Consider the following 19,672-nt stretch of genomic DNA (forward strand, 5'->3'; position numbering starts at 1 on the left):
CGGTGGCAATCTGCTCTACCGTCGATGTGACGAACGACAGGCGCAGTGTGCGCGGGTCGGCGTTGTCGGCATAAAACGCCGCGCCGGGCACGAAGGCCACGTTGCGCTCCACCGCCTTGGGTAGCAGCTCTACGGCGCTCATGCCTTCGGGCAGGCGCACCCACAGGAACATGCCGCCATCGGGGCGGTTCCATTGCACGCCAAGGCCCTGCATTTCCTTGTCGAGCGCGGTCAGCATGGCCTCGCACTGCTCTTTGTAGAGCGCACGGATGGTGGGCACATGGCGGTCCAGGAAGTTGCCCTTCATCACCTCGGCCACCAGGCGCTGGTTGTAGCCGGGCGTGTGCAGATCGGCCGCCTGTTTGGCCTGCAGCAGCTTGGGGTAGACGGCCTTGGGCGCCACCACAAAACCCAGGCGCAGGCCGGGCGCCAGCACCTTGGAGAACGACCCCATGTAGATGCAGCCATCCGGGTTGCGGGCCGTGAGCGGAGCGGGTGGTGGGTTGTCAAACCACAGTTCGCCGTAGGGGTTGTCTTCCACCAGCGGCAGGTTCAGCTCGGCGGCGGCCTGCACCAGGGCGGCGCGGCGGGCTTCGCTCATGGTGCGGCCGGTGGGGTTCTGGAAGTTGGGCAGCACGTACAAAAAGCGCGCCCTGTTGGCACCCGTGCCCACCTTGGCTTTGAGGTCGTCAATCAGCACGCCTTCGTCATCGCTGGCCACCGACACCACGGCGGGCTCCATCGGGGTGAAGGCCTGCAACGCACCCAGGTAGGTGGGGGTCTCCACCAGCACGCGGCTGTCGGTGTCGATCAGCACCTTGGCGATCAGATCAAGCGCCTGCTGCGACCCTGTGGTGATGAGCACCTGGTCGGCATCCACATCCCAGGGCAGGAAGTCGGCAATCGCCTGGCGCAGCGGGGCGTACCCTTCGGGGGCGGCGTACTGCAGCGCGGGGGGGCCGTCGTTGGCCAGCACAGCGGCCGAGGCCTCGGCAAAGGCCGACACCGGGAAGGTCTTGGGCGAGGGCAGGCCGCCCGCCAGGCTGATGATGCCGGGCTTCTCGGTGACCTTCAGGATTTCGCGGATGACCGAAGGGTTCATGCGCTCGGCGCGGCGCGCCAGGGTCCAGGTGCTGGTGGTTGGAAGGTCGTTCAGTTTCACTCTCGTTCTCCTCCGGGCGGTCCCCAAAAGACTACCCATGTTGCAAAGTCGTCAGAAAAATTTTCAAAGCGGTGGTGCTGTCCCGCGGGCACAAAAAAGGCGTCTCCAGCTGCAAAGCGGTGGCGGGTTTCGCCCTGCACGAATTCTCCGCTCCCGCGCTGGATGAAATACAACTCGTCCTGGGCGTGGGGTTGTTGCGGGTCGTGGCCGCTTGGCGCATACAGTTCCGTACGCATGCTGCCGTGGCGCAAGAGTTCCACGAACCGCTCACCGCCCGGGCCAGGTAGCTGCTGCAATGCGTGTTCCACGGAGTATTTCACAGGCGCTCCCATCTTCCTGGTCAGTCCACGATGAACAGGGTTGCCCCTTGTGGTGAGCTGGAACGGTGGGGCTCGGCGTTGTCCGCCACCTGGTAGCTCATGCCCGGCGTCAGCGTGAAACGGCGACCGTCGGCCAGTTCGGTGTGCAATTCTCCGCTGAGGCACAGCAGCACATGGCCCTTGACACACCAGTGGTCCGAAACGTATCCGGCCGTGTACTCCACCATGCGCACGCGCACATCGCCAAACTGCTGTGTGCGCCAGAACGCCTGGCCTGCCTCGGCGCTTTTTTCTTCGCGCGGCACAGCCGCCCAGTCGGTGGTGACAAAGGGAATCTGGTGCATTTTCATGGGTGGCTTTCAGTGGCTCGCACAGGCATCTTCTTGCCGATGAACACGGTGGCGATCACGGCCAGCGCAAAGCCCACGGTCACGGCATCCAGCCGCTCGCCCAGCAGCGGCACGGCAAACAGCATGCCCAGAAAGGGTTGCACCAACTGCACCTGGCTCACACGCACGGTGCCGCCCAGCGCCAGACCGCGATACCACGCAAAGAAACCCAGCCACATCGAGAACACCGCCACGTAGGCAAACCCCCACCAGGCCGATGCCCGCAGTTCGCCGTGCGGGAGGGTGAGAATGGCGGCGGGCAGGGTGATGGGCAAGGCAATCACCAGGGCCCAGCAAATGACGTGTTCAGCCCGCATGCGCTGCGATAGCCGGGCCCCGTAGCCATAGCCCACTGCGGCGCATCCCATGGCGGCCAGAAGCAGGGCGTCGGCAGGGTGCAGGGCCACACCTGCGCTCCCCGAGCGCAGCAGCGCAAACCCCACGACCAGGGTGCTGCCAATGGCCGCGCAGATCCAGAAACCCATCGAGGGGCGCTGGCGATGCAACAGCGCTCCCACAGCGGCGGTGGCCAAGGGCAGCACGCCCACGATCACACTGGCGTGCACCGCCTCGACATAGCGCATGGCCACCGAGGTGAACAGGGGGAACCCAAACACCACCCCCGCTGCCGTGATGGCCAGTGGCCACCAGTCGGCGCGGTGGGGCCATGGCGCTCGCGTTGCCAGCAGAAACAGTGCCGACAGACCGGCCGCCACCACAGCGCGCCCCAGGGCAATGAACACGCCCGACATCTGCGGCGCCTCGGGCGTACCCACGGCAAGGCGGGTCATGGGCAGTGTCAGCGCGAAGATGGTGACGCCCAGCAGACCGAGCCACAGGCCCTTGATTTCTTCGGGCTTCATATTGTCAACATCCACAGCGCGGTAGCCACCAGCACCAACGCCAGCAGGCGGTTGAACCACAGCAGCCGTGACCCCTGGGCCAGCCACTGGCGCAGCAGCGACCCGATCAGTGCGTACGCAAAATTGCTGGTAAAGGCAAACACCATCATCACCACGCAGATGATGGCCAGACGCTCGCCGGGATTGGTGGACGGTTGCCCGGCAGCATTGACCACCCAGCCTGCGCTGAGCGTGAGCGCCAGCATCCATGCCTTGATGTTCACGAACTGCAGGCCCACGCCCTGCCAGAAGGTCACGTTCAGGCGTGCGCTGTCGACCTCCGTCAACTGCCCCGCGCGGCTGAGCTTGAATGCCAGCCAGAGCATGTAGGCCACGCCCATCAGCGTCACGCCCCAGCGCAGCGCGGGCACGCCGGTGATCAACGCGCCCAGGCCCAGGCCGCTGGCCAGCATGAGCAAAGTCCAGCCCGTGGGGACCGCCAGACAAAACCGCAGCGCGCGCTTGAGACCCAGGTTGGCGGCCAGCGCGGTGGACAAGGTGGTGTTGGGCCCCGGTGAAAAACTCATCGCGGTGCAGAACAGCAGCAGGGCAGTCAGTTCGGGGGCGGTCATGGGCAAGTGTGTACGGGGTTTCTGGCGGGTGGCTTGTCAGTGCCTGGGCTTCAATGTAATCTTCGATGCCAGTACACAACCAATACAGTTAAGCAGCGCAGTTCGCGATCTGTATTGGCTGCGACAACAGTACACATTGACGCTGTCAGGACCCCGCCATGCTGATGAAAACCTCCACCCAGTCGCTGACCGAGCAGCTGTCGGCGCGTTTTGGGGAGCGCATCCGTAACCGGCTGCTCGCGCCCGGCGCGCGCCTGCCCTCGGTGCGGCAATGCGCGCAGCAGCATGGCGTGAGCCCGTCCACTGTGGTGGCAGCGTATGACCAACTGCTGGCGCAAGGGCTAGTGGAGGCTCGCAAGAACCGGGGCTTCTTTGTGCGCGAGATGGTCACAGGACTGGTGGAACGGGTGCCCGAGGATGACGATACCGGTGCGCAGCAGGTTGAACGTGCCATGGGCAACTGGAGCACCGCGCACTGGTTTGCCGCGCGCGGCGCCGGGCGCGGCGCGGCGCGTGGGGCTCCGCCCATCAACGCCACCGCGCTCATCCGGGGCATGTTCCACAAGATCAGCGACAAGCCGCAGCCCGGCATGGGTGTGTTTCCACCCGAGTGGCTGGAATCCACCTTCATGCCCGCCGCAGTGCGCAAGGTGACCACCACCCGCGCGCTGCAGGACTTTTCGTTGCAGTACGGCGAGCCGCTGGGTGACACGGGGCTGCGCCGGGTGCTGTCCAAAAAGTTGGCCACACTGAACGTGCATGCGGCGCCCGAGAACATCATTACCACGGTGGGTGCCACGCACGCGCTGGACATCGTGAGCCGCACCTTGCTGCGCCCGGGAGACCCGGTGATGGTGGAGGAGCCCGGCTGGGCCGTGGAGTTTGCGCGGCTGTCTGCACTGGGCATGCACATCCTGCCCGTGCCGCGCCGCGCAGATGGGCCCGACCTGGAGGTGATGGCCAAGTACTGCGAAGTGCACCAGCCCAAGCTGTACGTGAGCGTGAGCGTGTTTCACAACCCCACCGGCTACTGCCTGACGCCCGGCAGCGCGCACCGCATTCTGCAGCTGGCCAACCAGTACAACTTTCATGTGGTTGAGGACGACACCTACAGCCACATCGCGCCCGAACACGCCACGCGCCTCACGGCGCTCGACGGCCTGCAGCGCACCATCTACGTGAGCGGCTTTGCCAAGATATTGGCGCCCAACTGGCGCATCGGCTTTCTGGCGGCTCCACCTGCGCTGACCGAACAACTTCTGGACACGAAGCTGCTTGCCACACTCACCACGCCTGCCCTGCTGGAGAAAGCGATGGCCTTGTGTATCGAGCAGGGGCAACTGCGCCGCCATGCCGAGCGCATTCGGACCCGGCTCGATGCGGCGCGCGCGCGCAGCGTCAAGCTGGCGTTAGGCGCGGGGTGCACGTTTGCGGCGGAGCCCGTGGGCCTGTTCGGCTGGGTGGATACGGGGGTGGACACCGACGCGCTGTCGCAGCGCATGCTGGACGAGGGCTACCTGCTGGCGCCGGGTGCGCTGTTCCATGCAGAGCGCAAGCCCAGCACGCTGATGCGCATCAACTTTGCCACCACGCAGGACGCGACGTTCTGGCGTGTCTTTCAGCGGGTCAGGGCCGAACAGGGGCGCTGACTGCGCAGGGTAGACACTTGTTTGCTATTAAATATGTAGCTGCTAGCGCTTTTTGGATAAGCGCTAGTGGCCAAAAACACCAAAAAACCAAAAACACCAAGCAAGCCAAATGCCTATGACTTGCGCTCCACGACCAGGTCGGCCAGCACGCGCAGCAGTGCACGGTTGACTTCTTCCAGATCCATCTCGTGCGTCTCACACAACTGGCGGATGGCGCTGGCGTCATCCTTCTCCAGCGCGCAGGCCATTTGCAGGCCGCTGGCATAGGGCCCGGTGCCCAGCACCGTGGCGTCGTAGATGCGCTCGGACAGGGGCAGGCGGCGCAAGATGGTGCCTAGCGGCTCGCCCATCAGCTCATCCAGTTGCGACACCAGGCCACACAGGTAGATCTCACGGCGCAGGTCGTTCTCGATGCCTGCGTCCAGGAGATGGGCAGTCAGGTTGGCGCGGATCACCATGGCGTCGCGCACGGGCTGCATGTTGGGGTCGGTGCTGGCGTGCGGCAACTGGTCTGACAGCCAGCGTTTGATGGAGCCATAGCCCATCATCACCAGTCCTCTGCGCAATGAATCAATGCCCGTGCGCAGGCCCAGCGCTGCCGAGTTGGTGTAAACCATGAAACGGTAGGCCAGCAGCGGGTCTTCGCCCATGATGTCTTCAAAGGTCTCCAGCGACTGCTCGGCGTCGATGGCTTTCATCAGCTTGAAGATCACCGCGTGTGAGGGCTGCTGCGGGTGGTGGCGCATGCTGTACAGCACGTCCTCAGACGGCCAGCCCGCCAAGGCCAGCGCGTTGCTCTGGTCCAGGCAATGCTCCATCAGTGCGCGGCTGGCAATGCCTTCATACATCTGGCCGGCCAGCACAGGGCTTGCGCTGCGTGTGGGTGGGGCGGGTGCACCGGGTCGTGCCAGAGGTGCCTTCAAGGCAGCGACCGCGTCTTCGGGGCGCAGGGTCAGCAGGCTGTTGTCAAAGCAGCGGGCGACGCTGGCTTCGGGTAGCTTGCCAATGTCGCCACGCCACACCAGCTTCAGGCCGCGCTGGTGCGCCGCCTTGACCCGCGAGTAGATGGCCGAATCAGACAACCAGTCGCCACGCACCTCGATCCATGGCGCGCCGCGCGGAGCATGTTCGAGCAAGTCGCACAACAACTGCCTCGTTTGCGCAGAGATGAGAAGGGGCGGGGAACTGGCTGACCACAGCTCTTGAAGCGTACGCAGCAGGTGCGAACCATCGACAACGGCCGATGCTTCGCTGTGGGCGTAAAGCTGTATGGCGGCCAGCTTGCGCGCGCGGTTCCACAGGGGGCGATAACCCAGAACAAGACTGCCAAGAACGGATTGGACCATGTGCTCTCAGGCAAGTAACGGTGGTCTGCTCCGGGGGGGCTCCTCCACCCCGCAAGCAGGTGCTAACCGATGAAATTGAACAGGGACAGTTTCTGGACCATGGCGTAGGACTTGAGGGCGGCCTCGTAACCCACCTGCTGGTTCTGAAAGTCCGAAATGCCCTGAATCATATCGAGATCCTCTGCCCGGGAACGGTCCCCCTCGAGCTGCACCGACCGCTTGTCCTGGTCCCCTGTGATGCGGTCCGCACGGTTGAGCAGCTCGCCCGCGTAGCCCCGCATGTTGTGCAGGCGCTCCAGGCCGATGTCCATGTTGCCCAGCGCCTGCCCCACCGCCTGGATGGCTGCATTGCTGTTGGGTGCGCTGCGGATGTCGCGGATGGCGCTGTCCAGCGTGCTGAACATGCTGGGAGCTGGCTGCATCGTGATGGTGTCGCCGTTGGCCGGGTTGCCCGTCACATCCATGCTCAGACCGGGGAAATCTGCAGCGATGGCAGGATCCGGGATCGTGAACGTCACCGGCTTGTTCGACGGATAGTCGGGCACGGTGATGGGGGCCGACACCGCGCCGGTGGTGGTGTTGGTGAGCGTGTAGGTGGCCGTGGAGGTGCCGGTTGTCGCGCCAGGGCCCACCGCGCTGAAGGTGATGGAGTAGCTGTCGCCGGTGATCAGGCTTTTGTCGATCGGTTTGACGACCGTGGTGGTGAGCTGTCGGTCATTCGGAATGGCACTGATCGCCGCGTTGTAAACCCCGTCCCGCTGCGGGTCGAACATGAAGGCCGCATCGCCGTCCAGCGTGCCGGGAATGGTCACTCCGGTGCTAGCGCTTTGGCCGGGCAACCCGGCGAAGCTGTAGTCGGGAGTGCTGGTCAGCGGGCCGAGAAACGGCGCCAGCGCGCTGCCCAGGGCGCCCAACAGCGGAATTCCGTTGGTGTCCTTGCGGTTGGCCACTTCCAGAATCTGCTCGCGCAGACCCTGTAGCTGGTTGGCAATGGTGACCCGGTCATTGGGCGTGAGTGTGGCGCTGCCTGCACTCACTGTCAGTTCGCGAAAGTTCTGCACCAGTCCAATCGCATCGCCCAGCGCAGATTCGGCCTGCGCAATCGCGTTGCGCTGTGTCTCCAGCGCGCGCTGTTCGGTCTGGATGCGCGTCAGGCGGTTGATGGCGCGCTCGGCCTGTGCCGCAGACACGGGGTCGTCGCTGGCGCGCACCACGCGTTTGCCAGACGTCAGGTTCTCTTGCAGGTTGGACAGGCTGGTCTGCCGCGTGCCCAGATTGCGCAGGGCGTTGTCGTACATGTTGGCCGTGCCAAGGCGGTAGAAGTTACTGCTCATGTCAATCTCCTGTGCGGCGGTCAGCGGCCGATGCCCTGGATGAGCGAATCAAAAATGCTCTGCGCGATCTGGATCATTTTGGCCGACGCCTGGTAGGCCTGCTGGTACTGGATCAGCTTGGCAGCCTCTTCGTCCAGATTCACGCCAGAAACGGCAGTGCGGTCGCGCTCCAGATTGGCGGCAATGGTGGTTGAGAGCTCTGCGGCAAACAAAGAGCTCTGGGTGCGCGTGCCCACCTGAGCCATGGCGCCCGCGTAGCCGTCGCTCAGGGTGGATTCGTCAAACATCTTCACGTCCCGCAGGCCGAGCAACGCACTGGCATTGCCCGAGTTGCGCGTGAAGGTATCCCCGTACTGCGGATCCGACGCATTGCCAATGACCACGGTGTCGCCCGTATTGGGGCTGCCCTGCAGCTTGATCTCCCAGCCGTTGATCGAAATCGGAGCACCCGGTGTGTAGGGCTGTGCGGCGGCGATGGTCGTCGGTGGCGCCGTACCACGGTTCAGCACGTTATAGGTGGTGGGTGGGCCTGCCGTGAACTGCAGTTGGATGCCTCCCAGGATGGGAGGCAATGCGGCAGGGTTGGCATTGGGGGGCAGCACCAGCCCGGGTGGGTTGGGCAGGCCGGTGGCCTTCAGGCTCGACAGTTGCAGGGTGCCGCCGTTGGATGTCCCCATGGCCGCGTTGACGGGGTTGGCCGCCGCCAGATCGCGTGGCGAATACACCAGCGCCTGCATGTTGGCTGCCGCAGTGCTGAACGGCTTGAACAACATGCGCTCGCCCGGCGCACCGGGCGTGGTCAAGTTAAAGGTCAGGCCGTCAATGTTCTGCGTTGCCAGATTGGCGGCGTCGGTAAATGCAGTGGCTTTGCCGTCCGAGAGGCGCACCACCTGGCCGGCAGTGCCGGTGGTAAAGCGGATCTCGTAGTCCGACGCTGCGAACTGTGTGGCGTTGTTGAAGGTGACGTTGCCCACCCCCGCACCGTTGGTATAGCCGGGCATGCTGGCGGGCACAGAAAACAGGTCTTTACCCAGCGCACCATCAAGAGTGAGTCCCAGGTTCTGCTGGTCGTTCATCGCCATGCCGATGGCCATGGCCATACGACCGAGCAGGTTGCGCCCTTCGGCCAGATCGGTGTTGTTGAAGCGCAGCAGCCCCGACATCGTGCCACCGCCCAGTACGTTCTCGTCCAGTTCGATGGGTGTAGCGCCCGGGCGGTTGAAAAACAGCTTGAGCTGGCCACTGCCCGGGAACGCCGTAGCGTCGCCCACCTGCAACTGGGTGGCGGTGGTGCCCAGCACCAGAGGCTGGCTGCCTGCCACAAACAAGCCCACCGTGCCATCGTCGGCCGGGATCTGGGTGGTCTGCACGTACTGGTTGATGTCGCGGATCAGCTGGTCGCGCTGGTCCAGCAGGTCGTTCGGGGTTTGGCCGTTGCCCTTGGCGCGGGCGATCTGCTCGTTGACTGCCGCGATCTGCGTGGCGAGGCTGTTGACGGCAGTAGCGCTGCTTTGCAGCTGCTCCGTCACGGTGTACTGGATTTCCGTGAGGCGGTCTGCCGCCGAGCGCATGCGCGCTGCGGTTTCATCCATGCGCGTCAGCACCACCGTGCGGGCGGTGATGTCGGTGGGTGAACTCACCACGTCCGAGAACGCATTCATCATGTCGTTGATGGCCGCGCCCAACCCGGCCGTGCCGCCGCTGAAAACTTCTTGCAATTGCTTGAGGCGTTCGGCACGCACGATGTCTGCCGCCTGCACCGAGCCCGCCGTGGCCGACTGGCGTGTGAGCAGTTCGCTCTGGTTGCGCAAAATGGTCTGCACGTCCACGCCCTGGCCGATGTAGCCGCCGCCCGTGAACTGTCCCTGCACGGTCTGCAGCACCACGGTCTGGCGCGAATAGCCCGCCGTGTTGACGTTGGCAATGTTGTGCCCCGCTGTCTGCAGGGCCACCTGGTTGGCCAAAAGGGCGCGGGCGCCGACATTGAGCAGGCTCATGGCTTACCTCGCATCTCTGTTGTCGCCATCGCTGTCAGCAGCCACAGCCCGTGAAACTGGCGCGGCCCATGCCAGGGACGGCGAGCAAGGGCCGCCCCGCAGTGAGGGCGTCGTCCCCCTTGAGGGCGAAGGCGCCGCAGGCGACTCAGGCGGTGTTTCATATCACGCTTGTGCGCGTTGCACACGCAAGGCACTGTTGATGGCGCCACTGAGCTTCTTGGCGTATTCGGGGTCGGTGGCGTAGCCTGCTTTTTGCAGCTCGGCCGCATAGGCCACGGCAGAGCCGGTCTTGGCGGTGGCCTGGGCTTTTTCGTAACGGGGGCTCTCAGTGATCAGGCGGGCGTAGTCGCGGAACGAATCTTCGTACGAGTCGTACGCGCGGAACTTGGCTGTTACCTTCTGGGCCTTGCCGTTGATGAATTCGGTGGTGGTTATCTCGGCCACTTTGCCGGTCCAGCCTTTGGTGGCTTTGATTCCGAACAGGTTGTACGAGGTGGACCCGTCCTTGTTGCGGATCTCGCTCTTGCCCCAGCCGGTTTCATGCCCGGCCTGGCCCAGCATGAAGGTGGCGGGAATACCGCTTTCTTTGGACACGCGCTCCGCGGTGCCAGAGAGGTGCTGCACAAAGCCGTCGCGGCCCTTGGGCACGGGGGCGGTGGTGTCGGGCAGGGTGCTGTCGGGTGCGGCCGTGCGGGGGGCAAACCTTTGCAGGCTCAGCGTGGAAGGCACGGCGAACTCTGCGTCCTGTGCGCCGCCCATCTGGCGCGACAGCTGGCGTGCAATGGCTTCCGACAAGCCGCCCTGCATGCCCGACATGCTGACGGACAGCTGCTGATCGAGCAGATCCTGCCCCAGGTCGGCCTGGCCGCTGTCCATCAGGCCGGACTTCATGGTGGCTTCGCGCATGCTCTTGATCAGCTCGCGCATGAACAGCGATTCAAACTGCTTGGCTGCCTCGCGCGTGACCTGCGCACTGCTGGCCGTGCCCGCCTCGAACTTCAGTGCATTGAGCGAGCGGATGTCCACCGCCAGCGCATTGGAGGTGCTGGTGGTGGTAGACGACGAGGGCAGGGAGAGAGACATGGTTGCGCCTCTTGATCAAATGACTTCCAGCTCGGCGTTGAGCGCGCCAGCGGCCTTGATGGCCTGCAGAATGGCCAGCAGGTCGCCTGGTGTGGCGCCCAGCGAGTTCAGCGCCCGTACCACGTCGGCCAGTTGCGGCGATGGCGGCATCTGGATGATGTTGCCCGGCTCCTGGTTGATGGTGATGTCGCTTTGCTGGGTGACCACCGTCTGCCCTTGCGACAGCGGGTTGGGCTGGCTGATGACGGGCGTGGACCGGATGGTGATGGACAAGTTGCCATGCGCAATGGCGCAGGGCCCCAGCGTGACGGCCTGATTGAGGACAACCGAACCCGTGCGTGCATTGATCACCACCTTGGCAGAGGGAGTGGAAGACTCCAGGGGCAGCTCTTCCAGGTCGGCAATAAAACCGACGCGGGCGCCCGGGTCCTGCGGTGCGCGCACCTGCACGGTGCGGCCATCCAGCGCGGTGGCCAGGCCATTGCCCATTTTCCCGTTGATGGCCTGGGCCACACGGCGCGCGGTCTGAAAGTCCGAGGAGTTCAGACCCAGCGTGATGGTGTCGCCGTCGTTGAGCGGGGTGGGCACGGCACGCTCTACCTGGCCGCCCTGTGGAATGCGGCCTGCGCTCAGGTGGTTGATCTGCACCTTGCTGCCGCCAGCGGATGCGCCAGCACCTCCGACCACCATGTTGCCTTGGGCCAGCGCATAGATCTCGCCATCGGCACCACGCAGCGGGGTGGCGATGAGCGTGCCGCCCTTGAGCGACTTGGCGTTGCCCATGGACGAGACATTGATGTCGATCGTCTGGCCCGGTTGGGCAAAGGCGGGGAGTTGCGCGGTGACGATCACCGCCGCCACATTCTTGAGCTGAAGTTGACCGGCCGCACTGGGCGGCAGGCTGATGCCCATCTGCTGCAGGTAGTTGGTCATTGCCTGCGTGGTGTAGGGCATCTGTGTGGTCTGGTCGCCCGTGCCGTCCAGACCCACGACCAGGCCATAGCCGGTCAGCTGGTTGCTGCGTACGCCTTGTACCGCTGCCACTTCCTTGATCCGCAGCGCATGCGCCGGGGCGGCCATGGCACCGGCGACCACAGCCAACACGAGCCACAGGGCACGCACCGGGCGGTGCAAAAGGGAGGGGGACAGGGCTTTCATGCCATCCATTGTGGGCGGCCCCGCCAGGAACTAAAACCCAAAAAGAAGCGGGTTCACCGGTCTATTGGGTGGGTTCCCGGGCCAGCAGGAGGCGGCCGCTGGCGCATCGCGCGCCCTGAACGTTGTCTGGGCCACGATAGGGGATAAAATACGATAAAAATGGCATCTATCGCTTTACCAGTAAGCGCTAAATGCTATCAATAATGTAGCAATCTGTGGGGTGCATGACCTACAAAAGCAGTCGTCCCACAGCCCGACTGTCGTCAAAACTGGCGCGCCCCAATGCGCGGGTAGCCGCGCAAGGGCCGCCCCGCCGCGCTGGCTGCGTCCCCCTCCCGTAGCGCGCAGCGCGTAGAGAGAGGGGGAAGGCGCGAAGCGCCTCAGGGGGTGAAACGCTAAAACGGCGTGATCGAGTTGAAGAAGCGACCTGCCCAACCCATGACCTGCGCTTCGTTCTGAGCGCCGCGTCCACGCGACTCAACGCGCACGTTGGCCACCTGGGTGGAATTGATGATGCTGTTGGGCTGCAGCGCACGCGGGTCGATGGTGCCCGAGAAGCGCAGCACGTCCACGTTCTGGTTCACGCCGATCTGCTTTTCGCCCGCCACGATCAGGTGACCGTTGGGCAGCACGTCGATGACGGTGGCGGTGATGGAGCCCTGAAAGGTATTGGCGCTTTCGGTGCCACCCCTGCCCGCAAAGGTGTTACCCGAGTTGGCGCCCACGCCCAATTTGTCCGTAAAAGTCTGCTTTGCGAATGGCAGGGCCGTGACACCGGCAGAAATCTCGGAGGTGCGATCCACCGTGGACGACGACGTCTGGCTGGCAGTCACGTTTTCCACGATCTGGATCGTGACCGTGTCGCCCACAAGGCGTGCGCGGCGGTCTTCAAATGCAGGCCGGTAGCTGGCGGTGTGGAACAGCCCGCCCGTGATGGGTGGTGGGGTGCGGCTGGCGGCAGCCAGCGGCGGTGGAGTGGTGGGCAGGATGTCGACCGGTGGCGGGGGCGACAGGCTGGCGCAGCCCGCGAACAGCACGGTGGCGCCTGCAGCCGCTGCACCCGAGCGCAAGCGGCGAGCGATGGCGGGGGCCACGAGAAGGAGCGAGTACTTGGTCATAGGTTTCGTCCTTGGGTGGGGGTCACAGCTGCGCCAGCTTGGCCAGCATCTGGTCCGACGTCTGAATGGCCTTGGAATTCATTTCGTAGGCGCGCTGGGTCTGGATCATGGTCACCAGCTCTTCCACCACGTTCACGTTGGATGATTCCAGAAAACCCTGGCGCACGATGCCCAGGCCGTTGGTGCCCGGCGTGCCCTGTTGGGGCTGGCCCGAGGCGGCCGATTCCCTGAACAGGTTCTGGCCAATGGGCTCCAGACCGGCGCTGTTGATGAAGCTGGACATGGCAATGTTGCCCAGTGGCTGTGGCTGCGTGTTGCCCGGCACGATGGCCGACACCGCGCCCTCGGTGCTGATACTGATGCTGGTGGCGTTGGGGGGCACCGTGATGCCGTTGGCCACCGGCAGGCCGCTGGAGTTGACCAGCCGGCCTTGTGAGTCCACCTGGAACGACCCATCGCGGGTGTAGCCAATCGTGCCGTCGGGCATGGTCAGCTCAAAAAAGCCGTTGCCGTTGATGGCAACGTCCAGGCTGTTCTTGGACTCTTGCAGGCTGCCTTGCGCAAAGCTGCGGCTGGTGGCCACGGTGCGAACACCCAGGCCCAGGTGCAGGCCGGTGGGCAGCTGGTTCTGTTCGTCGTTGTTGGCGCCCACCTGGCGCAGGTTCTGGTAGATCAGATCTTCGAACACCGCGCTGTTGCGCTTGTAGCCGGTGGTGGAGACGTTGGCCAGGTTGTGCGAGATGACGTCCAGCTGCGTTTGCTGGGCAGACATGCCGGTCTTGGCGATCCAGAGGGAGTTGATCATGGTGCTTCCTTGTGGAGGGGGCTGCGGGTGCTGCGATGGCGCGGCATCAGCCGTTCATGCTCAGCAACTGGCTGGCGGTCTTGTCATTGGTTTCGGCGGTCTGCAGCAGCTTGATTTGCTGCTCGAACTGGCGCGAGGCGGCGATCATGCCCACCATGCATTCCACGGGGTTCACGTTGGAGCCTTCGATGGCGCCGGCCAGCATGCGGGCATTGGCGTCGTTGGCAATGGGGTCGCCCGACACGGTGCGAAACAGCCCGTCGTCCCCGCGCTTGAGCGGGTCTTCCAGCGTGGGGGTGGCCAGCTTGAGGCGGCCAATGGCCTGCGCGGGCTGGCCGGCTGCCTTGGCGGTGACGGTGCCGTCGGACCCGAGGCTGATCTCCGCGCCCGGTGGTACATCAATCGGTGCGCCGCCGTCTGACAGCACGGGCAAGCCGGTGGGCGTGAGCATCTGACCCTGGGGCGAGACTTCAAAAATACCGGCGCGGGTGTAGGCCTCGGTACCGTCCAGGCCCTGCACGGCAAACCATGCACTGCCCATGGCCATGGCGTCCAGGTTGCGCCCTGTGCGCTGCACCGGGCCCGATGTATTCACGTGGCCTGAGGTGGCCTCCAGCGCAAAGACGCGTGTCTTGGCGCCGTCGCCTTGCAGCGGCACCGAGCGGAAGGTGGACATCTCTGCCCTGAACCCGTGGGTGGACACGTTGGCCAGGTTGTTGGACAGCACGGCCTGCCGGTGGGCGGCAGCGTTGGCTCCCGTCATGGAGGTGTAGATGATGCGGTCCATAGGGGTTCCCCGGGTTCGTGCTGTGCGGTTTCAGTGGCGTGCTGCTAAGGCGATCAGCGTAAGTTCACCAAGGTGGACATCACCTGGTCTTGCGTCTTGATGGTCTGTGCATTGGCCTGGTAGGCGCGCTGGGCGGTCATCATGTTGACCAGTTCGGCGGTGAGGTCGACGTTGGAGTCCTCCAGTGCCCCCGAACGCAGCGAGCCAAAGTTGCCGTCGGTGGCAGTGCCCGCGACGGGCTGGCCTGATTCAAATGTGGCGACCCAGTTGTTGCCGCCCACAGAGGCCAGGCCCTGCGTGTTGCGAAAGCTGGACAGGGCGATCTGGCCTTCTGCACGGGTCACGCCGTTCGAGTAACGGGTCATGATCATCCCGTTGTTCTCGATGTTGATGCCGGTCAGTTCGCCTGCGGTGTAGCCGTCCTGGCTCAGGTTGGATACGGCGAACTTGGTGCCGAACTGGGTGACTTTGTCCAGACTTACATCCACGTTGTAGGCGGGCAGGTTGTTCGGGTTGGGGGGGGTGGGGTTCACGTTCAGCGCCAGCGAAAAGCCGGTGGCCGGTGGTGCAGCCACGGGGGCAATGATGGCGCCGTTGTTGTCGAACTCGATCTGCCCGATAGGTGTTGCCACCACGGGTGGTACGGCTGCGGGGTCGTCCAGTTGGTCGTACACGTCCCAGGTGTTGGCAGTGGCGGTCTTCTGGAAGTACAGGCTCACGGGCTTGGCCACACCCTGACTGTCATACACGTTGATCGACGTGCCATAGGTGGCGCGCGGTGTGGCAGGCACGGGGGGGGTGGCGGCGGGGTCGCCCGCTGCATCGGTGGCACGTGCATCCAGGTTGAAGGCCGCCGTGATGGTGGTTGTCTGCTTGGCAGGAATAGGTTCTGCCGTGGGGAACACCATCGGAATCGGATCGGTGCCGGTGCGCAGGCCCGTGGCCGGGTCCACCGGGTAGCCCATCACCTTCGCGCTATCGTTGGTGATCATGTTGCCCACCTTGTCCAGCTTGAAGTTGCCGGCACGGGTGTACGCCGCCGTGCCATCGGGCAACTGCAAGGTGAAGAAGCCGTTGCCATTGATGGCCACGTCCAGGCTGTTGCCGGTGATGCTCAGGTTGCCCTGGGTGAACTGTTGCGAGACCGCCGCCACTTCCACGCCGATGCCTGCATTGGTGCCGCCGGACGATCCAATCGCCGAGGCCACCATTTCGGCGAACTCAGCGCGCGAGGCCTTGAAGCCAACGGTGTTGGAGTTGGCGATGTTGTGGCCGATCACATCCAGGTTCTTGCTGGATGCGTTCAGGCCCGAGAGGCCTTGCTGGAAACTCATGGTGTTCTCCTTGGGATCGAATCGTTGGGTGCTTGGGTGGGGTCAGCGGGGCATCAGAGAACGGCGCGGACCTTGTCGTAGGTAACGGTGGCGCCATTCGCGAGGTTCAGAGTCAGCTGGCCATCGCTGGCCCCTGTGCTGACGACCTTGGCCTGAATCAGCGGTGTGGCCTCTACTGCAACGCCGTTGCTGTTGAGCGCCGTCACCTTGAACTTGAGGTCGCTGGTGCTGCCGGTGTATTTGCTTGCGTCCCATTCGAACTCGCGACGGCCTGCTTCCTGTGCATTCAGGTTCACGGTGCCCACAAGCTGGCCGCCGGGTGTCAGGATCTCCACCTTCACGTCCTTGGCGGTTCCACTCAGGTCGAACATGCCTTTGCCCACGCCGTCCGCTACGGCCAGCTTGTCGCCTTCCAGCACGACGGTGCGGTCGATCATGGTGGCGCCCTGCAGTGTCTGCATCGAACTGAACTGTTCGGCGATGCCCAGCATGGTGTAGTTGAGCTGCTGAATGCCCGTCACCGTGTTGATCTGCGCAATTTGCGAGGTCATCTGCGCGTTGTCCAGCGGGTTCATCGGGTCTTGGTTGTTCAACTGCGCCACCAGCAATTTCAGGAAGCGGTCCTGCGCACCCTCGTTGCTGTTGGCTGCTGCTGCTTTGGTGCCCGCCGTATCGGTGGTGGACGAGGTGTTGGTCACGCTGTTGATCATGGTGATGCCTTCGGGTTACTGGCCCATCTGCAGGGTCTTGAGGAGCAGTGTCTTGGCCGTGTTCATGACTTCGACGTTGTTCTGGTACGAGCGGGAGGCCGAGATCATGTTGACCATCTCCTCCACGGCGTTTACGTTGGAATGGTTGACGTAACCTTCCGCGTCCGCCGATGGGTGGGCTGGGTCGTGCACGCGCCGACCGGGCACATTGCTTTCGGTCACGCCGCTGACGCGCACCCCGGCCGATGTGTCTGCGCCCATTTGCTCAGTGGTGAAAACCAGTTGCCGTGCTTTGTAAGCCTGGCCATCGGGCCCGGCCACCGCATCGACGTTGGCCAGGTTGCTGGCCACCACGTTGAGGCGCTGCGACTGCGCGCTGATGGCGCTGCCGGACACGCTGAAGATGGAGAACATGGACATGGTGAATCTCGCTTTCTGGGCTAGGCAGGGCTACTTATTGGCCCTGAATGGCGCTGAGCATGGTTTTGGCATTGCCATTGATAAAGCGCAGCGTGGCCTCGTAGCGCACCGAGTTGTCCACAAAGTTGGCGCGTTCGCGGTCCAGGTCCACCGAGTTGTTGTCCAGGGCGGGTTGGGTCTGCACCGTGTAGCCCAGAGCGCCGCGGGCGCTGAGCGCATCGGAGCTGTTGCGGGTGATCGGGACTGGGATGTGGCGTGGGTCGGTGGCGCTTGCGGTGCCCACGACGCCAGCCAGCACGTTGCGGGTGACACCCGATTTGGAGGTGGCGTCTGCCCCTGCGCTTTTGGTGGAAGTGGCTTCGCTCAGCGCGTCGCTGAACTTGAAGTCGCGGGCCACATAGCCCGGGGTGTCGGCGTTGGCAATATTGCTGGCGATGGCGCGCTGGCGCTCGGCCCGCAAAACGAGTGCGGTGCCGTGGAAGTCCAGCCGGTTGGTCATCTTTTCAAGCATGTGTGCCTCACACCGTGTGTTGGTAAGGCGCCGGTCCCAGGGTTGCAGGGTTTTCCGGCGTGGCTTGATTATGGAAACCGTGGACTTTTTCTAAAGCGCAAAGAGCGCGGAAATGGGTGCGCAGTTTCGGGGTTTGCGCGCGGTGCAACTGCCTATAGTTTCATCGGTGAAATGGCCTTTGCCACATTGGCAGGCCACCGCCGCCCTGGGTTCAGGGCATACAGGACACAAGGACACCAGGAGGCTCCCATGCGCCCAATCCCCCCCTTCATTTTTGCAACGGTGCTGACAGCGCTGCGTCGTGCGGCGCCCGTGTTCGCAGCGGCCTGCTTCGCCGGGTTCACCGGTCAGGCGATGGCGCAGGCGGCTGCAGACCCATCGGTCGATCTGGCGCCGCTCACCCAGCAGTGGCTGGACGACGCGGTATCTCGCAACCAAACCGCCGGGTTGCCGCTGCGCATGGAGGTGAGTGTGGGCGCGCTGGATTCGCGCCTTCGGCTCGCTCCCTGTGCCAAGGTGGAGCCTTACCTGCCCGTCGGCGCCCGCCTGTGGGGGCGCACACGATTGGGCCTGCGCTGCGTGCAGGGCACAACCGCCTGGAACGTCTTTTTGCCGGTCACCGTAAAGGCCTACGGGCCCGCCTGGGTGCTGACCAGCAATGTGGCTCCCGGCGCGGTCTTGACCGCCAACGATGCCACCGAGTCCGAGGTCGACTGGGCGGCCGACAACACCCCGGTGATGGCCAATCCTGACCTGTGGGTGGGGCAGGTGGCATCACGCCAGCTGGTGGCAGGCCAGGCGCTGCGCCAGAACATGGTACGGGCGCCCCACCTCTTTCGTGCGGGCGCCCAGGTGAAGGTCATGGCCCAGGGCCCTGGCTATGCGGTGACGTCGGCCGGGCAGGCCATGTCTGCGGGCGGCGCGGGGGATTCTGTGCGCATCCGCATGTCTAATGGCCGAATTGTTGGAGGTATTGTGGGTGTGGATGGAACAGTGGAGGTGGCTCTTTAATGACGCCGCCGCGATAAATCGCTAAAGTCCACGGCAAATGGGTCGAAAACATTGCTACTGTGCCCCACATCAAACGGGGTGGTGGAGAGAGCGATGAAGATAGGTCAAAAACCGGAACTCCCGGCCGCACTGGCGCAAACGGGCCTGGCCAAGCCAGCCAAAAGCCCAGCCGGCCCCGCTGAAGGAGCCGTCAAAGACGCAGCAGCAGCGTCAACCGCCGGTGTGCCTGTTACGGTCTCCAGCGCGGCGCGGGCCCTGGAACAGACCGCCCGCACCACCGGCGATTTCGATGCGGGCAAGGTCAAGGCCGTCCGCACCGCGATAGAAAAAGGCACGTTCTCGGTAGACGCAGAAGCCATTGCCGACAAGATGCTGTCCAACGCCCAGGAAATCCTGGCCCGTTCGCGCGGCTAAGCCCAGCCAGTTCCCACTCTCACCGTTCTTGAACTGAATATCGATGTCCCTGGAAGCAGCCCTGGCCAACGTGGAGCAGCAGGTGGAGGCCGTTTCGGCCGCTCTGCTGGCCACCGATGCGCTGGTGCTGGAGCAGCGCAGCACCGCGCTGCGTCAGGCCGCTGCCGAACTGGCAGAGGTGATGCGACGCACTGACGGCGGCTCCTTGCCGCCCGCCCTGGCCAAGCGCCTGCAGGCTGTGGGTACCAGCGTGGCCATGCAACGGGACAACCTTGCGCGTGTTGCCGCCATCACCGACCGCCAGGTGGCCGCTGTGCTCCCCCCATCCGATGCCACCACCTATGGCGCCCGTGCCGGAGGCGCTGCGGCGCGCATCTACAAATCTGCTGGTTGAGGCCTGAAAAGCAATGCTCCCAAAAAAGGAGCTGCTTGCGCTTGTATTCATTGAGTTTCAGATGAAAAACGATCTGAAATCCTTTAAATTCAAGCGCAAGCAGCTCTTTTTTATGTAGCAAATAGGCTCGCGAAGCAGGGCAATCGCATCTAAACAGAGAGTCCCAGGATGTGTGCCAGATAGGCCACATCCCATCCCGCGCGCTTGCGCTTAGCCTGCACGCCGACCTTCACCGAAGTGTCACTCTTGAGCAACT

General features: G+C 64.1%; 21 protein-coding genes. 4 read left to right on the forward strand and 17 right to left on the reverse strand.

All coding sequences use genetic code 11. The features are described from left to right. The 5 genes from ACK4OE_RS21100 to ACK4OE_RS21120 all read right to left on the reverse strand — a co-directional run. Window positions 1-1,162 (reverse strand): PLP-dependent aminotransferase family protein (locus tag ACK4OE_RS21100; RefSeq protein WP_409887779.1); only part of this gene is annotated, 1,162 nt, incomplete at its 3' end. Continuing rightward, a complete protein-coding gene (locus ACK4OE_RS21105; RefSeq protein WP_409887781.1) occupies window positions 1,159-1,482 on the reverse strand; it encodes a cupin domain-containing protein in 324 nt (107 codons plus the stop codon). The genes ACK4OE_RS21105 and ACK4OE_RS21100, both read right to left, overlap by 4 nt. Window positions 1,483-1,502: 20 nt before the next feature. Next, complete coding sequence (locus ACK4OE_RS21110) at window positions 1,503-1,832, reverse strand: DHCW motif cupin fold protein (RefSeq protein ID WP_409887783.1); 330 nt, start codon at window positions 1,830-1,832, stop codon at window positions 1,503-1,505. After that, a complete protein-coding gene (locus ACK4OE_RS21115) occupies window positions 1,829-2,734 on the reverse strand; it encodes a DMT family transporter (protein ID WP_409887785.1) in 906 nt (301 codons plus the stop codon). Before ACK4OE_RS21115 ends, ACK4OE_RS21110 begins: the two co-directional genes overlap by 4 nt. Beyond that, a complete protein-coding gene (locus ACK4OE_RS21120; RefSeq protein WP_409887787.1) occupies window positions 2,731-3,345 on the reverse strand; it encodes a LysE family translocator in 615 nt (204 codons plus the stop codon). The genes ACK4OE_RS21115 and ACK4OE_RS21120 overlap by 4 nt, the downstream gene beginning before the upstream one ends. 158 nt (window positions 3,346-3,503) lie before the next feature. On the opposite strand from ACK4OE_RS21120, the gene ACK4OE_RS21125 reads away from it, so the two are divergent. Beyond that, window positions 3,504-4,994: a PLP-dependent aminotransferase family protein gene (locus tag ACK4OE_RS21125; protein ID WP_409887789.1), complete on the forward strand. Its 1,491-nt coding sequence runs from the start codon at window positions 3,504-3,506 to the stop codon at window positions 4,992-4,994. Between the two features lie 113 nt (window positions 4,995-5,107). Here ACK4OE_RS21125 and ACK4OE_RS21130 read toward each other — a convergent pair whose 3' ends face one another. From ACK4OE_RS21130 to ACK4OE_RS21185, 12 genes are all read right to left on the reverse strand, one after another. Further along, window positions 5,108-6,340 (reverse strand): HDOD domain-containing protein, encoded by a 1,233-nt coding sequence (locus ACK4OE_RS21130; protein WP_409887791.1) that lies wholly within the window; start codon window positions 6,338-6,340, stop codon window positions 5,108-5,110. 62 nt (window positions 6,341-6,402) lie between these two features. Further along, entirely contained in the window at window positions 6,403-7,674 is a 1,272-nt protein-coding gene (gene flgL / locus ACK4OE_RS21135; protein WP_409887793.1) for a flagellar hook-associated protein FlgL, read from the reverse strand. Between the two features lie 20 nt (window positions 7,675-7,694). After that, on the reverse strand, window positions 7,695-9,671 hold the full coding sequence (gene flgK, locus ACK4OE_RS21140; protein WP_409887794.1) for a flagellar hook-associated protein FlgK: 1,977 nt from the start codon (window positions 9,669-9,671) through the stop codon (window positions 7,695-7,697). A gap of 162 nt (window positions 9,672-9,833) precedes the next feature. Further along, complete coding sequence (gene flgJ, locus ACK4OE_RS21145; RefSeq protein WP_409887796.1) at window positions 9,834-10,754, reverse strand: flagellar assembly peptidoglycan hydrolase FlgJ; 921 nt, start codon at window positions 10,752-10,754, stop codon at window positions 9,834-9,836. Between the two features lie 15 nt (window positions 10,755-10,769). Further along, window positions 10,770-11,912, reverse strand: coding sequence for a flagellar basal body P-ring protein FlgI (locus ACK4OE_RS21150; RefSeq protein WP_409887798.1), 1,143 nt, complete (start codon window positions 11,910-11,912; stop codon window positions 10,770-10,772). 395 nt (window positions 11,913-12,307) lie between these two features. Further along, complete coding sequence (locus tag ACK4OE_RS21155) at window positions 12,308-13,030, reverse strand: flagellar basal body L-ring protein FlgH (RefSeq protein ID WP_409887800.1); 723 nt, start codon at window positions 13,028-13,030, stop codon at window positions 12,308-12,310. 22 nt (window positions 13,031-13,052) lie between these two features. Further along, window positions 13,053-13,835 (reverse strand): flagellar basal-body rod protein FlgG, encoded by a 783-nt coding sequence (gene flgG / locus ACK4OE_RS21160; RefSeq protein ID WP_409887802.1) that lies wholly within the window; start codon window positions 13,833-13,835, stop codon window positions 13,053-13,055. A gap of 46 nt (window positions 13,836-13,881) precedes the next feature. After that, complete coding sequence (gene flgF / locus ACK4OE_RS21165; RefSeq protein WP_409887803.1) at window positions 13,882-14,622, reverse strand: flagellar basal-body rod protein FlgF; 741 nt, start codon at window positions 14,620-14,622, stop codon at window positions 13,882-13,884. Window positions 14,623-14,675: 53 nt separating this feature from the next. Continuing rightward, the gene (gene flgE, locus ACK4OE_RS21170; protein ID WP_409887806.1) at window positions 14,676-15,956 is read right to left on the reverse strand and encodes a flagellar hook protein FlgE; all 1,281 of its coding nucleotides are present in this window, start codon (window positions 15,954-15,956) and stop codon (window positions 14,676-14,678) included. A gap of 53 nt (window positions 15,957-16,009) precedes the next feature. Further along, window positions 16,010-16,666, reverse strand: coding sequence for a flagellar hook assembly protein FlgD (locus ACK4OE_RS21175; protein ID WP_409887808.1), 657 nt, complete (start codon window positions 16,664-16,666; stop codon window positions 16,010-16,012). 15 nt (window positions 16,667-16,681) lie between these two features. Then, window positions 16,682-17,086, reverse strand: coding sequence for a flagellar basal body rod protein FlgC (flgC, locus tag ACK4OE_RS21180; protein ID WP_409887810.1), 405 nt, complete (start codon window positions 17,084-17,086; stop codon window positions 16,682-16,684). A gap of 34 nt (window positions 17,087-17,120) precedes the next feature. Beyond that, a complete protein-coding gene (locus tag ACK4OE_RS21185) occupies window positions 17,121-17,597 on the reverse strand; it encodes a flagellar basal body rod protein FlgB (protein ID WP_409887812.1) in 477 nt (158 codons plus the stop codon). Window positions 17,598-17,846: 249 nt separating this feature from the next. Between ACK4OE_RS21185 and flgA the strand changes: the two genes are divergently transcribed. From flgA to ACK4OE_RS21200, 3 genes are all read left to right on the forward strand, one after another. Further along, on the forward strand, window positions 17,847-18,608 hold the full coding sequence (flgA, locus tag ACK4OE_RS21190; protein ID WP_409887814.1) for a flagellar basal body P-ring formation chaperone FlgA: 762 nt from the start codon (window positions 17,847-17,849) through the stop codon (window positions 18,606-18,608). 93 nt (window positions 18,609-18,701) lie between these two features. After that, window positions 18,702-19,022, forward strand: coding sequence for a flagellar biosynthesis anti-sigma factor FlgM (flgM, locus tag ACK4OE_RS21195; RefSeq protein WP_409887815.1), 321 nt, complete (start codon window positions 18,702-18,704; stop codon window positions 19,020-19,022). Between the two features lie 43 nt (window positions 19,023-19,065). Further along, the gene (locus ACK4OE_RS21200) at window positions 19,066-19,416 is read left to right on the forward strand and encodes a hypothetical protein (RefSeq protein ID WP_409887817.1); all 351 of its coding nucleotides are present in this window, start codon (window positions 19,066-19,068) and stop codon (window positions 19,414-19,416) included. Window positions 19,417-19,672 lie beyond the last annotated feature (256 nt).

Source organism: Acidovorax sp. (assembly GCF_046314175.1).
GTDB lineage: Bacteria > Pseudomonadota > Gammaproteobacteria > Burkholderiales > Burkholderiaceae_C > Acidovorax.